Raw genomic sequence first — 14,864 nt, 5'->3', positions numbered from 1 at the left:
TTTTTCTCCTATCCAACAACAATGTGTTCTTCAACAAGTTTACCTCGATTTTTATTTACATTTGGAAATACCGAAATCATAAGAGTCACTCCGCCAATTCTTCCCATAAACATCAAAAAGATAAGGATGCAGCGAGAAGCGATTCCTAAAGTGGGGGTGATACCCACGGTCAAGCCAACTGTGCCGATCGCACTGGCTGTTTCAAAGATGGTTTGAATGATCGGGATATTCTCCAATTGTGCGATGATGAGGGCTGAAATAATACAGGCAGATATATACAACATAAAGATAGTAGCCGCATTTTTGACAATGGTATTTGGAATCGTTCGACCAAAAGCTTCACAACGGTCTTTTTGCCGGAAGATGGCAAGGGATGATATTAACATGATCGCAAAAGTGGTCACTTTCATACCTCCTGCTGTTGACCCTGGAGCACCACCAATGACCATTAAAATAGATATGATTAGCAGACTGTTCTCGGAAAGTGTTGTGAAATCAACGGTATTAAATCCGGCAGTACGTGGGGTAACGGCTTGGAAGATAGAGGCTAGTAATCTTTCTTTTATTGGTAAGTTTTGAAACTGAGATAAGAAAAAATAGAGAGTAGGAATGAATAATAAGAAGAAAGTAGTGACCAAAATTACTTTGGTTTGTAAACGATATTTTTTGAAATGGAAATGATGGATATGAAAATCTTCGTAAGTCATAAAACTTAATCCACCAAGGATGATCAAGAAAGTAATACTGAGAGAAACTAAGGGATTACCCACATAAGAGGTGAGAGATGGGTATAAGTGATTGGCGGTTCCTAATAAATCAAATCCGGCATTACAGAAAGCGGAAATAGAATGGAATATAGAAAACCAAATTCCTTTTAATAAACCAAATTCGGGAATGAATTGGAAAGCCAACACACAAGCAAAGATCGCTTCGATACCAAAGGTGATTTTGAAAATCATCTTAATGAAACGGACGATGCCTCCTAGATAAGGAGCAGAAACAGAATCAACGAGTAATTTTCGTTGGTTTAGTGTGATATGGCGGTGAGCTCCCAAGGAAAAGGCGGTTAAGGCTGTGATGATTCCCAAACCTCCTATTTGAATCAATAATAAAATAATCATTTGACCAAATAAAGACCAGTAGGTACCGGTATCATGAACGACCAAACCGGTTACACAAGAAGCACTGGTAGAGGTGAATAGAGCTTCAAGAAATGGTGTCCAAACTCCTTTTTGGGAAGAAATCGGTAACATCAACAATAAAGCTCCGGCCAAAATTAAACCAAGAAACCCTAACAGAATCACTTGGAAGGATGATAACTTCAGTTTTTTCATACCGTTAGTGTATTGCGAAAAAGAAGATAAAACAACCCATTCACTGTTTCTTAAGAAATAAATTTAAAGGAAATCAGTTTTACAAAGGAAGTTTTCATAAAAAATAAGAATGAAAAAAAGAGTTTTAAAAAATTAGATAAAATAGTTTGACAAGACTAACTGCTTTTGTTATAGTCTAGTTAGCCTAGGCTAACTCATGGATAAAAAAGAGTTTAGCAGGCTCTTCCTTTAGGGCAGATTGGAAGATCGTACAAGTTCTGGTCCTCCTCGATACAGATTTGTACAGGCTCTGGATTTATCCAGAGCCTTTTTTAATAAATAGGTGTATAATAACCACGTTACAGGGGCGCGAAAGCTGAGATGTACCCTTTGACCTGATCTAGGTAATGCTAGCGTAGGGAGTAGACCTACGCCTTTTAGGAGGTGTTTTTTTATGCAAAGAGATAAGGTTAAGTTTTTAACATATACGGCGATGTATACAGCCTTATATGTTGTTTTGAAGTTTGTCGGGAACTTGATTCCGTTCTTAAAAATGCCACAAGGTGGAAGTATTGAGATTGAGTTGATAGCTTTGTTCATAGCTAGCTATCATTTGGGATGTTCAGGTGGAATATTCGTTGCTTTTTTATCTTGGCTGATCACATTTATGATGGGAGCGGAAATGTGGTTCAATCATCCTATTCAAATTATGTTAGATTATGTATTGCCATTAGGAATTGTGGGAGTGGCTAGTATATTTCCCAAGAAATTCGGTTTATCTATTGTGTTAGCCATGGGGATTAAATATGTATCTCAAGTGTTGTCGGGTGTTTATTTCTGGCCACCGAAGACAGGTGCAGCCGGTTCTACTGTCGCATGGATTTTTTCCTTAAACTATAACGCTTGGTATAACTTAGCCACAATGGTGATTTGTTTATTGATTGTACCGTTGTTGTGGAGTAGAGTACAAAAAATAGTGAAATAAAGAAAAGGCCTGTTAATTCATTTTGAATGGACAGGTTTTTTAGTTGCTATAGAAGCAGAAATGATCAAAGAAGGAATACCGTTAGATAATGTAAGGGTTTACAATCATGCGTTAATCATTTATATTTGGGTTGTATTAGTTATGGTGGGGAGGTAGGATGAAAAAATCATACAATATATCTCTCAGATAATAGTTGTTTCTTTTATGGTTTTTATATGCTTACAACAATACGGCTATACTATTTTTTCAACATATACAAGTGTGATGGGAATTGGGGTTAAAGAAGGAAAAACGCTTCAAGTTGAGAAAATAAAAGAGGAGTTAACATCAATCAGCAGGTTTTCTTAGATTAGTACATACTTATAGAGGCAACTTTAAATTTGGCTTTTTTAAGAGCAGATAATTTATCACTGGACACATACTCAAAGACTTTGTATTCACCAGATTGATTTGGGTTTAAATCATTCACATAAACTGTATCTTGTGTAATGCGAGTTTCTTTTTCATCCATGGAACATTTCAATGTGATAGGTTTTCTTTTCGTTTGCTTTATTCTCCGCTGTAACAGGTAAAGTTGTTTTCGTGATAAAGTCATTCTCTTTCACGGAAAATTTTCTAATTTTAACATAGACATTTTTTTCGTGACTGATATTTTCAAAAAGATTTTTTCGATAAAAGAAGTTTTTCTTTTATAATGGGACTATGAATAAGAAAATAATATTTTTAGATATAGATGGAACTTTATTCTCACCGCAAATTGGTGGAACACCAGAGTCGGCATTAAAAGCTATTGAATTAGCGAAAAAAGCAGGGCATAAAGTTTTTTTGTGCACCGGGAGAAGTTTAGCCGGAGCCACGAAATATTTACATTATCCTGTGGATGGTTTTATCTTTGGGGCCGGTTCTTCGGTATATGTAAATGGCCAGCATATTTATGATAATCCTTTAACTAAATCACAACTGAAAGCACTGACACAACCATTGGAAGATTTAAGAATTCCTTATATGTTGGAAGCCGCAGCCGGTGTTTATGGGGATGAAACAGGCTATGGTTACATTGTGGATTACTATGGTGGAAATACTTCTGACAGAGCGAAAAGAGAAAAAATTGTTCTTGAGAATAACATTTATCGCTTTGATTATTTGAGTGAAGAAGAAAATATTTATAAGATGTGTATTTTCTTACAGGATTTAAGATTGATGAAAGATTTAGAAGATCGATTAGAGGAACCGTTTGTGTTAACGGTATCCGCTTTTGAACCAAAACGTCAACTACATATTGCTGAGATCACTAACGGTTTAGAAACAAAGGCTACGGGCATTCAAAAAGTGATGGATTACTTTGGCCTAGCCAGGGAAGATACGATAGGGATAGGTGATAGTGCCAATGATATTCCGATGTTGGACTATTGTGGTGTGGCGATTGCCATGGGTAATGCTTCTAAGGTGGCGAAGGAACACGCCGACTTTATCACTAAAGATATTTTAGAAGATGGTATTTATCATGCGTTTGAACAATTCCATTTGATGGGAGAATGAAGGAGATCGTGTGTATGAAATTAGGAATCGTCGGTTCAGGAAAGATTGTGGACATGGTTTTAAAAGCAGGTATTCAAGAAGTGGTTGAAATACCGTTTCTGTATTGCCGAAATGTGGAAAAAGGAAAGCTTATTCAGGAAAAATATGGAATAGAAGTATGCCATGAGTACGAAGAGTTTTTGGAAAATAAGGTAGTGGATACGGTGTATATTGGTTTACCGAATTCTCTGCATTATGATTTTGCGAAAAAGGCCTTATTAGCGAATAAAAATGTTATTTTAGAGAAACCATTTACTTCCACGTTAGAACAAGCGAAGGAATTGGTAGAGCTAGCTCAAGAAAAGAAACTTTTTCTATTTGAAGCTATCTTAACTAGATATTCTTCTTATTTAGAAGATTTGAAGAAAGAGGTCAAAGAAATTGGGAATATTCAAGCGGTTCATCTGGATTATCAACAACGATCTTCACGCTATGATGCTTATTTGAAGCATGAAGTGTTACCGGCTTTTGATCCTAAAATGGATGGTGGTGCTTTAATGGATGTTAATATTTATAATCTTCATTTTGCCATTCAATTGTGGGGGAAACCAGAGGCGTATCATTATGAAAAAGAAACAGGTTGGAACGGCGTAGATGTTCGAGGGACTGTTTATTTGAAATATCCTGGCTTTGTGGTGGAATGCGTTGGTTCTAAAATGAATGATGCACCACTTCATCAAAAGATTGTTGGTCAATTTGGAACCATCTATATTCCTTGCCGTCCGGGTGATTTACATGGAATACATGTTTATACAAATGGTGTAAAGAGAGTGCTGGATGTGGAAGCGGAAAATATCTTTCAAAATGAATTTTCAAAGATGAAAGAAGTGATGGATCAGAAGAATTTCAAACAAGCCAATGATTGGTTAAAAGATAGTTTGAATGTTATGGAAATCGTTTGGAAGTTACGCTATGAATCGTAAGAAAAATACGAAAAGAATAGTTTTAGAAAATGAACGATGTGATTAAGAGAAATAGATCTTTTAATCACTTTTTTTAATTGAGTGCAATCTTTTTTACAAATAAAAAAAATACTTATAAAATAAACGGGTATTAAAGGAGGAAAGCTCATGGATCAGCATGTATGGAATATAGTAGCAACTTCTTTTTGGCCAATTTTAAAAGCAGGGTTAACCATGACATTACCGTTAGCTTTTCTATCTTTTTTCTTTGGTTTGATAATTGCTGTTTTAGCAGCATTGGTTCAATATGCTAAAATTCCGGTTGTTAAAAAGCTAGTTCGAATCTATGTTTGGTTGATTCGAGGGACACCTTTATTGGTGCAATTGATGATTATTTTCTATGGATTACCGGTGATTGGGATTCAAAGTAATCCCTTTGTGGCCGCAACGGTTGGCTTTTCAATTTGTGAGGGAGCCTATATGTCAGAAGCGATTCGTGGGGCTTTAGAAAGTATTCCTCGTGGTCAAAGTGAAGCAGGATATTGCGTGGGAATGAATTTTGTTCAGGTGATGTGGTACATTGTGTTACCACAAGCTTTTCGAACGGCTTTCCCGGCCTTATCAAATTCACTGATTTCTTTAGTGAAAGATTCTTCTTTGGCAGCGAATATTACGGTGGTGGAAATGTTTATGACAACCCAGCGTTTTGCCGGTAAATTTTATACATTTATGCCTCTTTATATAGAGGTAGCATTGGTGTATTTATTATTCTGTACGATCATTACTTTCTTCCAATCCCGAATTGAAAAGAAACTTTCTCGTTATGAAAGAAAGGAGGCTTAAAATGGCTGTCCTAACGGTAAAAGATATTTATAAATCTTATCAGGATAATGAAGTGTTAAAAGGTATTGATTTATCAGTGGAAAAAGGAGAAGTGATTTCTATTTTGGGGCCATCCGGGTCAGGAAAAACGACATTACTTCGCTGTTTAAATTTTTTAGAAAAACCGGATCGGGGAACGATCGTTTTCGATGAGAAACTGTATCACTTTGTTTCTATGACCAATAAAGAAAAAAATCAGATCCGACAGAAAACAGGCTTTGTGTTTCAAGCGTATCATTTATTTTCGAATCGGACAGTATTGGAGAATGTGACCTTAGGATTAACGACAGTTCGAGGCATGAAAAAAGAAGAAGCTCATGAGATTGGCATGGAATTATTAAAAAAAGTCGGCATGGAAAATCGTTGGAATTATTATCCGTCACAAATCTCAGGTGGTCAGCAACAACGTGTTGCGATCGCACGAGCCTTAGCACCAAACCCGGAAATTATTTATTTTGATGAACCGACCAGTGCGTTAGATCCGGAGTTAATTGAGGAAGTATTAGCGGTCATGAAGGATTTGGCGAAAGAGGGAAGAACGATGGTTGTCGTCACTCATGAAATGCGTTTTGCAAAAGATGTTTCAAACCGTGTCATTTTCATGGAGCATGGTCGGATCGTGGAACAGGGAACATCGGAAGAAATGTTTGAACATCCAAAAGAAAAGAGAACAAGAGAGTTTTTAAGAATGAAGGAGGAATAGAAATGAGATATCTAGGAAAAGTGGTTATGAGTGCCATTTTAGCATTAGGCTTAGTGGCTTGTGGCACTAAGACAAATGAAAAAGCAGAGGATTCTTTACAGAAAGTTAAGAAGGCAGGGGTTTTGAAAATTGGTTTGGAAGGAAACTGGAAGCCTTTTTCCTACCATGATAGTAAAGATAAATTGGTTGGTTATGATACAGAAGTAGCACAGCATATTGCTAAGAAATTAGGGGTTAAGGCTGAAATTAAAGAAGCGGCTTGGGATGGTCTATTAACGGGATTATCCACGGGTGTATATGATATCGTTGTTAATGGAGTGGATGTGACAAAAGAGCGTCAGAAAGCCTTTGATATGAGTGATGCTTATGCCTATGATCGCATTGACTTGGTGGTGAAAGAAGGAAATACCAACATTAAAAGTTTTGAAGATTTAAAATCTAAAAAATCTGCAAATTCCACCGGATCAACTTATGCGACCATTGCTGAAAAATATGGAGCAACTGTCTCGAATGTCCCTACGTTAGCGGAAACAATGCAGTTGGTGTTGAATGGAACGGTAGATGCTACCATTAATGCAGACACTTCGGTAAGTGATTATTTAAATACAACAGGAGAAAAGAAGTTGAAGGTCGTGGCTCAATTACCGGATATTACGGAATATGCGATTCCTATGAAAAAAGGAAATGATTCTTTAAAAAAGGCGGTCAATCAAGCTTTAAAAGAATTAAGAGAAGATGGTACATTGGCTGCTTTATCTAAGAAATATTTTGGTAAGGATATTACACATAAATAAGTTGTTGAAATCAAGAGAACCTCATAAAGAGGTTCTTTTTGAAATGTAAGCGCTTAGTGAAAATATATTCTGAAATGGAATATTCAGAAAATGGAATTTATTTCATTTTGTCTAAAAAACCCTCTTTTTTTAGGGAGAAAAGAGATAGTCTGAATGGACTTAGGAATGGTAGGTTTGCTATGATTAATCAGATGAAGGGGGATCAACATAATGATTGATAATCAACAATGGCATGGATTTGAAGGTCGTACATGGAAAGAAGAATGCAATGTACGGGATTTTATCCAAAAGAATTACCACCCATATGATGGGGATGAGTCTTTCTTAGCTGGACCAACCGATGGAACAAATCAGTTATGGACTCGTTTGCAAGAATTACAAAAAGAAGAAAGAAACCATGGCGGTGTGCTGGATGAAGAAGCGGATATCGTTTCCGGGTTGACGGCTTATGGCCCTGGATATATTGATGAATCTTTGAAAAACTTAGAAACGGTTGTCGGCTTACAGACGGACAAACCGTTAAAGAGAGCCTTTATGCCTTATGGCGGTATCAAGATGGCGGAAGAAGCGTTAAGGACTTATGGCTTTGAACCAAATCCTGAACTTCATAAAATTTTTACAGAATATCACAAGACTCATAATCAAGCGGTATTTGATGCGTATACGCCGGAAATGAGAGCAGCTCGTAGCTCACATATCATCACCGGTTTGCCAGACACGTATGGTCGTGGTCGTATTGTTGGTGACTACCGTCGTGTGGCTTTATATGGAATTGATCAACTGATTGCTTGGAAAGAAGAAGATAAACTAAACTGTGGGGATGGAACCATGGTGGATGATATCATTCGTCAAAGAGAAGAATTATCCGAACAAATTAAAGCATTAAAAGGTATGAAGGAAATGGCGGCTGTTTATGGCTTTGATATTTCCAAACCGGCAAAAGATGCAAGAGAAGCTTGCCAATGGTTATATTTTGGCTATTTAGCAGCTATTAAAACTCAAAATGGTGCCGCCATGTCGGTGGGTCGTATTTCAACTTTCTTAGATATTTATTTGGAAAGAGATTTAGAAGCCGGTATTTTAAGCGAATCGGAAGCCCAAGAATTGATTGATCATATGGTTATGAAATTCCGTATGGTGAAATTTGCTCGTATTCCTGCCTATAATGAACTATTCTCAGGGGATCCGGTGTGGGCTACCTTGGAAGTGGCCGGAATGGGTAGTGATGGTCGCTCTTTAGTGACAAAGAACGATTTCCGTTTCTTACACACTTTAGAAAATATGGGTCCTTCTCCGGAACCAAACTTAACAGTTCTTTATTCTTCTCGTTTGCCAGAAACATTCCGTAAGTATGCGGCTAAAATTTCTGTTAATACGTCTTCTATTCAATATGAAAATGATGATGTAATGAGACCGGAATGGGGCGATGATTATAGCATTTGTTGCTGTGTATCGGCGACTGAAACAGGGAAAGAAATGCAATTCTTTGGAGCTCGTGCGAACTTGGCGAAGGCTTTGTTGTATGCCGTCAATGGTGGTGTAGATGAAAAGAGCTTTAAACAAGTAGCTCCTTCTTATCGTCCAATCACTTCGGAATATTTGGATTATGATGAAGTCATGCAAAAATATGATGTGATGTTGGACTGGTTAGCTGGTTTATATGTGAATATCTTAAACCTGATTCAATATATGCACGATAAGTATTATTATGAAGCAGCGGAAATGGCTTTGATTGATACCGATGTTCGTCGTACATTTGCGACCGGTATTGCCGGTTTCTCTCATGTGGTGGATAGTTTAAGTGCTATTAAATACGCTAAGGTAAAGACCATTCGTAACGAAGATGGCATTGTCACAGCTTACGAAACGGAAGGAGAGTTCCCTAAGTATGGTAATGATGATGACCGCGCAGATGAAATTGCGACTTGGTTATTAAAGAGTTTCATTGATAAGATTAAGAAACATCATACTTACCGTAATTCTGAAGCAACAACTTCCATCTTAACCATTACTTCTAATGTGGTATACGGTAAATACACAGGAAATATGCCGGATGGCCGTCAGGCTTGGACACCATTAGCACCTGGTGCTAACCCATCGTATGGAGCTGAACAAAATGGTTTATTAGCTTCTTTGAACTCCTTAACGAAGTTACCATATCACTGGGCATTGGATGGTATTTCCAATACACAAACAATGAATCCAAGTGCATTGGGGCATAGCGAAGAAGAAAGAAAAGAAAACTTAGTTCATGTCTTAGATGGTTACTTTGATCAAGGGGCACATCACTTAAATGTGAATGTCTTTGGTAAAGAAAAATTATTGGATGCCATGGAAAATCCAGACAAACCTGAATATGCGAACTTCACGATTCGTGTATCCGGTTATGCGGTTAAGTTTATTTCCTTAACTCGTGAACAACAATTGGATGTGATTTCTCGTACATTCCACGATCATATGTAAGGAAGAAGGGAGCATCTGTTCAAGATGCTCTTTTTATCCATAGGAGGACACCATGACAAAAGGCTATATTCATTCATTTGAAAGCTTTGGGGCTGTCGATGGACCGGGCGTTCGCTTTATTGTCTTTATGCAAGGTTGCCCGATGCGTTGCTTGTATTGTCATAATCCAGAAACTTGGAAATTTAAACAAGGAATGGAAATGAGTGCGGAAGAAGTATTCCGAAAAGCCATTCGTTATCAATCGTATTGGAAAAATGGTGGCGGTATTACGGTATCCGGCGGAGAAGCTTTAGCACAAATTGATTTTTTGATTGAATTGTTTGAAATCTGCCACAAACACCATATTCATACCACGCTAGATACTTCCGGTAATCCTTACACCAAAAATCCGGAATGGTATGCAAAATTTGAACGCTTGATGAAAGTGACTGATTTGGTTTTATTGGACATTAAAGAAATGAATATGGTGACACATAAGAAATTAACCGGCTGGTCGAATGAAAATATCTTAGAATTAGCGAGAGATTTAAGTGATCGAAAGCTACCGGTATGGATTCGCCATGTTTTAGTGCCGGGGATTACAGCCAATGATGAAGATTTAATCCAGTTAAAAAACTTCATAGATACTCTTGAAAATGTGGAAAGGGTTGAGATTCTTCCTTATCACGCCATGGCTAAAGTGGAATATGAACATTTAGGAATTCCTTATCCCATTCCTGACACTCCACAACCGACAGCACAAGAAATATTACATGCTGAAGGTATATTAGGAATCAAAAAATAGAGTAAGAAGATAAAAAGCTTCGAGAATATCCCGAAGCTTTTTATAACATCTTCACCATTATACCATTCTTTTTAAGAAAAAATCAGTCTTGATTTTAAAGAATATTATGTAAGACTTTAATTAAAGAAGGGAGTGATTCTTATGAAAAAATGGCTCAATGTTCAAAATAAGTATACATATTTATTTTTATTAACCATTCCAATCGGTATATTGAAAATGATTCTTATGGATTTTCGACTCGGATTCAATTTGCCTGAGTTTGTTAGCAGTTTAGTGATTATGAACATTGGAGTTTACTTTTTTGTTCGATTTAACACCTACTCTCATTTTTACAATCCGGATCACCCAAAACCAAAGAGTTAATGTTGTCATTGAAAAGGGAATTCCAGTAGGACTCCCTTTTTTGATTAATCAATATCAATATCTCCTATGGTATTACTGATATATAAGTGACCGGATCCATGGTAGTTAGGGATATGGGTATCCCCTATTTTATGGTCGACATGGATTTCAAAATCATGACGATCACAATTGACTTGAATATCACCGGTAGTGGTTTTGATTTCAAATGATTCAATGCGAGATAAATCAACATCAATATCACCTGCAGTCCCATGGATGATCCCTTTTGGATAATCACCGGAAATGTGGATATCCCCTGCTTTAAAATCGATTTTTAGTAAGGAACCTTGACTTTGACTGACATGGACATCTCCTGCTAAAGAATCTAATTCTAAGTTTCCGGTGTGTTGGGAAATATCTAGATCGCCTGCAGAGACTTTCATATAAGTGTTGACAGCCGTGATACTATTGATATCCACATCCCCTGCTTTAGAGATAATTTGAAGAGTGTCTAGGGTCGTTTCAGAAAAATGAATATCACCGGAGTTTGTTTGGATATCTAAACGGTGAATGTTAGAGGGTAAAGTGATTTTGAGAATACCATGACCGTGTTTGGAATGAAAATGGACTTGGTTATGATGGAATTCTTTGGAAAAGGTGGGTTGTTCTTTTGACAAAGAAAGAGGATAACCTTCATAGGAATAAGAAGCGTTTTCTCCCTGTTTTATACAAACATCAAGATGATCTCCTATGATAACCACCTCGGTTTCATTCGAACAAGGGAAGGAATCACTATCCTCCAAGATTGGTTTTTCATTGAAATCTACATTGAATTTCATGTTATTTAGGAAAGGTGTTGCTTTTTCTAAAGCAGACTTAATGAACTCTGAAAGACCGGTATTTTTTTGTTCCAGTTTTGGTTGGTCTAAAAAGACATCTTCAATATTACCGAGTTCTTCTACAATTTCATCCATTGTTTTTCCTTGATTCAAAGATTCGTCAATATGATTTTCAAATGATTGTAGAATTTCCACTTGATCATCGACAGGATAATCATTTAGGTAATCTTTTAAGGCTTGTAGGTATTCTTGCTTGGTCATAATAAATTTCTCACTTTCTTAACGAAGGATAACCATTCGTTCTTTTGTTCTTGTTGATAGGATAAACCTGCTTGAGTGATATGATAATATTTTCGTGCCGGGCCGCTGTTGGACTCTTTTAAATAAGTTTGCACATAGCCGTTATCTTTCAATCTTTTTAAAATAAGATATAAAGTACCGGCAGTAATAGATAGCTCTTGAGAAATGTCTTCGGTTAATTCATAGCCATATTTATCATCATCAACGAGCTTGGATAAAACACATAATTCTAAAACTCCTTTTTTAAATTGTGCATCCATAATTACCTCCTTTAGAATATTATATCGCATACTATATTGTTATGCAATATAGTTATTTGCAAATATTTAAAAATGAAGGAGTATGGATAAAGAAGGTAATCCTCGCTAATTTTAATGATTGTTAAAGACCTCTTAACTTCATAACTTTAAGAAAGAGGAAGCGAATATACAATATGTAAGGGTTTATATATTTGGATATCTATCTTATACTTGGGTTGCGGAATAGGAAAAGGAGCACGCAATTGTATCTGTTGCAAGGTATAAAACCGGAATTTAGTTTAAGTGTCTTTTCTTTTTTATAAATGATAAATAAGGGAGGATTTATGTTGAAAAAGATATTTGCGGTTATTTTTGGGATAAGTTATCTATACAATTATATGAATGGTGCTTTCAGGTGATCATTATGAATGATAAAGTCATCTATCCAATCGGACGTATCTTAGTCATTATTATGATTGCTGATTTATGTCGCAAATTTATCAATCCATTGGTGTTTTGTGAGGTAATTCAGCCATTTCAAATCATGGATGGTATAGAAGTGATTCTGTTGGTGTTAGTGCTTATTTATTTACGAAAATATAATCTAATGACTGGAAACAAAAGAAAAGAGTCGTAATCTTTTTCCATGTAAAAAAGAAGATAGAGGGGTTCTACCTTCTTTTTCTTAGTTTTAAAAATTGAGAAAGATACTAAATTTAGTTAATAGCTATAAAGGGGGACAGTCATGTAGTCACTTGGATTTAAGGTATGATTCTCAACTTTTCTGTACTTTCCAAAAAACCAAAAAGGGAAAAGGAGATTTTTTTGGTAAATAAATCATTTTTGAAAAGTAAGTCGAAAGATAAGTTACTTATCTTTACAGTCCTATTATGATAGCGTTTACAATTAGAAACACCCCAAAATCCCTTTATTTTTTTGTATAATTCTGTATAAAATCAATCTTTTTACAATAAGGGTATGTTTTGACGGTCGCATTCCTTTAAAATTTCTTCTGGCCAATAAGAAGCTTGTACTTCTCCGATATGGGCTTTATTCAATAGCAACATACATAATCTGGATTGACCGATTCCACCACCGATGGAGTAGGGTAATTCTTGATGGAGTATCATTTGGTGGTAAGGCATTTTTAATTTTTCACAACAATGAGAGCTCTCGCATTGTGATAAAAGAGAATGCTCATCGACCCGGATTCCCATAGAACTTAATTCAAGAGCTTGTTCTAATTGTGGTAACCAGAAAAACAGATCACCATTTAATTGCCAATCATCGTAGTCAGCGGCTCTTTGATCATGCGGTTCATTTGAACCTTTCAGTGTGTCACCAATTCGCTCAATGAATACACAGCCATACCGACGAGTGATTTCTTTTTCCCTTTCTTTGGCGGATAAGTTAGGGTATAAATCGAACAACTCTTGGGAATCAAGAAAATGAACTTCATTTGCTAAAGGGCAAACAGCTTGAGGATATTTATACCAAACCTCATGTTCCATATGCTTAATTACTTTAAAAATAGAACGAACCGTTTCTTCAAGATAGTCTTTACAACGGTTTTCTTTTGGAATAGCTCTTTCCCAATCCCATTGATCGACATAGAAAGAGTGTGTGGCATCTGGTATTTCATCCCTTCGAATAGCGTTCATATTGGTGTATAAACCTTCTCCATTTTGAAAACCATATTTTTTTAATGCAAATCGTTTCCATTTGGCTAAGGATTGGACAACTTCCAAGGTGGTATTTTTGACCTTTAAAGCCTTAAAAGAAACCGGTCTTTCAATACCGCTTAAATGATCATTTAAACCCGATTCTGTCGATACAAATAAAGGAGCGGATATTCTTTCTAAATGCATGACTTTGCCAAATTCGTATTGAAAAGTATCGCGAATGAATTTAATGGCTTTTTGTGTTTGGCGAACGGATAAAGTAGGTTGATAGTGAGACATGGATCACTCCTTTCATTTTTCTTATTGTAAGGAAGAATCACTCTGATAGCAATAAAGGAATCGATCATGTTCTTGTTCGTTTTGAAAGAAATTTCAATGGCTTTGTAAATATTTTGATCGTTTTGATCAAAAGTGTGTTATATTATTATCTTCAATAATCATTTTCTCTTGCTAGAAAAACTTTTTAAGATTACACTGAATTGTGGTTATCGTTTGCCAAATAAATAGAAATCAGTTTATAAGAAATAGGAAGAAAATAAATCGTTCTCTCCGTTTTTTAAAACGAAGTAAAGACCAGAAGGAGTAAGATATATGGGCACAGATAAATACGAAGGATTAAAATTAGAAAATCAAATTTGCTTTCCGCTATACTCGGCAGCCAGAAAAATTACAGGTATGTATACACCATTTCTAAAGCCTTTAGGAATGACATATACACAATATATTGTGTTCTTGGTATTGTGGGAACAAGATCATCTGACAGTAGGAGATTTGTGTGAAAAATTATATCTGGATAGTGGTACGATTACACCGTTGTTAAAGAAAATGGAAGAAAGAAACTGGGTTACCAGAACTCGTTCAAAAAAAGATGAACGTGTTGTCATCATTGAATTGACAAAAAAAGGACGGGATATGAGAGAAAAATGTGTGGATATTCCGCATAGAGTGTCTTCTTGTGTTTCTTTTCCTATGGATGAAGCCAAAGGTTTATATGATCTTCTTTACCAAATCTTAGAGGAATTCTAAAAGCTGTGTAAAACAGCTTTTTTAAATGAAAC

General features: G+C 36.1%; 15 protein-coding genes and 1 riboswitch. Of the genes, 10 read left to right on the top strand and 5 right to left on the bottom strand.

The window, feature by feature from the left end:
- Positions 1 to 8 precede the first annotated feature (8 nt).
- Entirely contained in the window at positions 9 to 1,334 is a 1,326-nt protein-coding gene (locus HMPREF9013_RS01875) for a TrkH family potassium uptake protein (RefSeq protein ID WP_006626675.1), read from the bottom strand.
- A gap of 332 nt (positions 1,335 to 1,666) precedes the next feature.
- Positions 1,667 to 1,752, top strand: a riboswitch (TPP riboswitch).
- 15 nt (positions 1,753 to 1,767) lie between these two features.
- Between HMPREF9013_RS01875 and HMPREF9013_RS01870 the strand changes: the two genes are divergently transcribed.
- The gene (locus HMPREF9013_RS01870; RefSeq protein ID WP_006626674.1) at positions 1,768 to 2,298 is read left to right on the top strand and encodes an energy-coupled thiamine transporter ThiT; all 531 of its coding nucleotides are present in this window, start codon (positions 1,768 to 1,770) and stop codon (positions 2,296 to 2,298) included.
- Between the two features lie 349 nt (positions 2,299 to 2,647).
- On the opposite strand, the gene HMPREF9013_RS01865 is transcribed toward HMPREF9013_RS01870, so the two are convergent.
- Positions 2,648 to 2,809 carry a hypothetical protein gene (locus tag HMPREF9013_RS01865; protein ID WP_006626673.1) on the bottom strand — a complete coding sequence of 54 codons (162 nt, stop codon included), beginning with the start codon at positions 2,807 to 2,809 and terminating at the stop codon, positions 2,648 to 2,650.
- 191 nt (positions 2,810 to 3,000) lie between these two features.
- Here HMPREF9013_RS01865 and HMPREF9013_RS01860 point away from each other — a divergent pair, with 191 nt between their 5' ends.
- From HMPREF9013_RS01860 to pflA, 7 genes are all read left to right on the top strand, one after another.
- On the top strand, positions 3,001 to 3,837 hold the full coding sequence (locus HMPREF9013_RS01860) for an HAD family hydrolase (RefSeq protein WP_006626672.1): 837 nt from the start codon (positions 3,001 to 3,003) through the stop codon (positions 3,835 to 3,837).
- Positions 3,838 to 3,851: 14 nt separating this feature from the next.
- Positions 3,852 to 4,799 carry a Gfo/Idh/MocA family protein gene (locus tag HMPREF9013_RS01855; protein ID WP_006626671.1) on the top strand — a complete coding sequence of 316 codons (948 nt, stop codon included), beginning with the start codon at positions 3,852 to 3,854 and terminating at the stop codon, positions 4,797 to 4,799.
- 147 nt (positions 4,800 to 4,946) lie between these two features.
- Complete coding sequence (locus HMPREF9013_RS01850) at positions 4,947 to 5,621, top strand: amino acid ABC transporter permease (RefSeq protein ID WP_006626670.1); 675 nt, start codon at positions 4,947 to 4,949, stop codon at positions 5,619 to 5,621.
- 1 nt (position 5,622) lies between these two features.
- The gene (locus HMPREF9013_RS01845) at positions 5,623 to 6,363 is read left to right on the top strand and encodes an amino acid ABC transporter ATP-binding protein (RefSeq protein ID WP_006626669.1); all 741 of its coding nucleotides are present in this window, start codon (positions 5,623 to 5,625) and stop codon (positions 6,361 to 6,363) included.
- Positions 6,364 to 6,365: 2 nt separating this feature from the next.
- Entirely contained in the window at positions 6,366 to 7,157 is a 792-nt protein-coding gene (locus HMPREF9013_RS01840) for a transporter substrate-binding domain-containing protein (RefSeq protein WP_006626668.1), read from the top strand.
- Between the two features lie 210 nt (positions 7,158 to 7,367).
- On the top strand, positions 7,368 to 9,620 hold the full coding sequence (gene pflB, locus HMPREF9013_RS01830; protein WP_006626667.1) for a formate C-acetyltransferase: 2,253 nt from the start codon (positions 7,368 to 7,370) through the stop codon (positions 9,618 to 9,620).
- 52 nt (positions 9,621 to 9,672) lie between these two features.
- Positions 9,673 to 10,404 (top strand): pyruvate formate-lyase-activating protein, encoded by a 732-nt coding sequence (pflA, locus tag HMPREF9013_RS01825; RefSeq protein ID WP_006626666.1) that lies wholly within the window; start codon positions 9,673 to 9,675, stop codon positions 10,402 to 10,404.
- Between the two features lie 407 nt (positions 10,405 to 10,811).
- Here the strand turns inward: pflA and HMPREF9013_RS01815 are convergent, their stop codons facing one another.
- On the bottom strand, positions 10,812 to 11,846 hold the full coding sequence (locus HMPREF9013_RS01815; protein WP_006626664.1) for a DUF4097 family beta strand repeat-containing protein: 1,035 nt from the start codon (positions 11,844 to 11,846) through the stop codon (positions 10,812 to 10,814).
- A complete protein-coding gene (locus HMPREF9013_RS01810; RefSeq protein WP_006626663.1) occupies positions 11,843 to 12,145 on the bottom strand; it encodes a PadR family transcriptional regulator in 303 nt (100 codons plus the stop codon). Before HMPREF9013_RS01810 ends, HMPREF9013_RS01815 begins: the two co-directional genes overlap by 4 nt.
- 403 nt (positions 12,146 to 12,548) lie before the next feature.
- Here HMPREF9013_RS01810 and HMPREF9013_RS01805 point away from each other — a divergent pair, with 403 nt between their 5' ends.
- Positions 12,549 to 12,761, top strand: a complete 213-nt coding sequence (locus HMPREF9013_RS01805; protein WP_006626662.1) for a hypothetical protein — start codon at positions 12,549 to 12,551, stop codon at positions 12,759 to 12,761.
- 328 nt (positions 12,762 to 13,089) lie between these two features.
- Here HMPREF9013_RS01805 and asnA read toward each other — a convergent pair whose 3' ends face one another.
- The gene (gene asnA, locus HMPREF9013_RS01800) at positions 13,090 to 14,085 is read right to left on the bottom strand and encodes an aspartate--ammonia ligase (protein ID WP_006626661.1); all 996 of its coding nucleotides are present in this window, start codon (positions 14,083 to 14,085) and stop codon (positions 13,090 to 13,092) included.
- Positions 14,086 to 14,397: 312 nt separating this feature from the next.
- On the opposite strand from asnA, the gene HMPREF9013_RS01795 reads away from it, so the two are divergent.
- Positions 14,398 to 14,832: a MarR family winged helix-turn-helix transcriptional regulator gene (locus tag HMPREF9013_RS01795; protein WP_006626660.1), complete on the top strand. Its 435-nt coding sequence runs from the start codon at positions 14,398 to 14,400 to the stop codon at positions 14,830 to 14,832.
- Positions 14,833 to 14,864: the final 32 nt, after the last annotated feature.

Source organism: Bulleidia extructa W1219, from assembly GCF_000177375.1.
Taxonomy (GTDB): domain Bacteria; phylum Bacillota_I; class Bacilli_A; order Erysipelotrichales; family Erysipelotrichaceae; genus Bulleidia; species Bulleidia extructa.
This window is presented reverse-complemented; position numbering and strand designations above follow the sequence as displayed.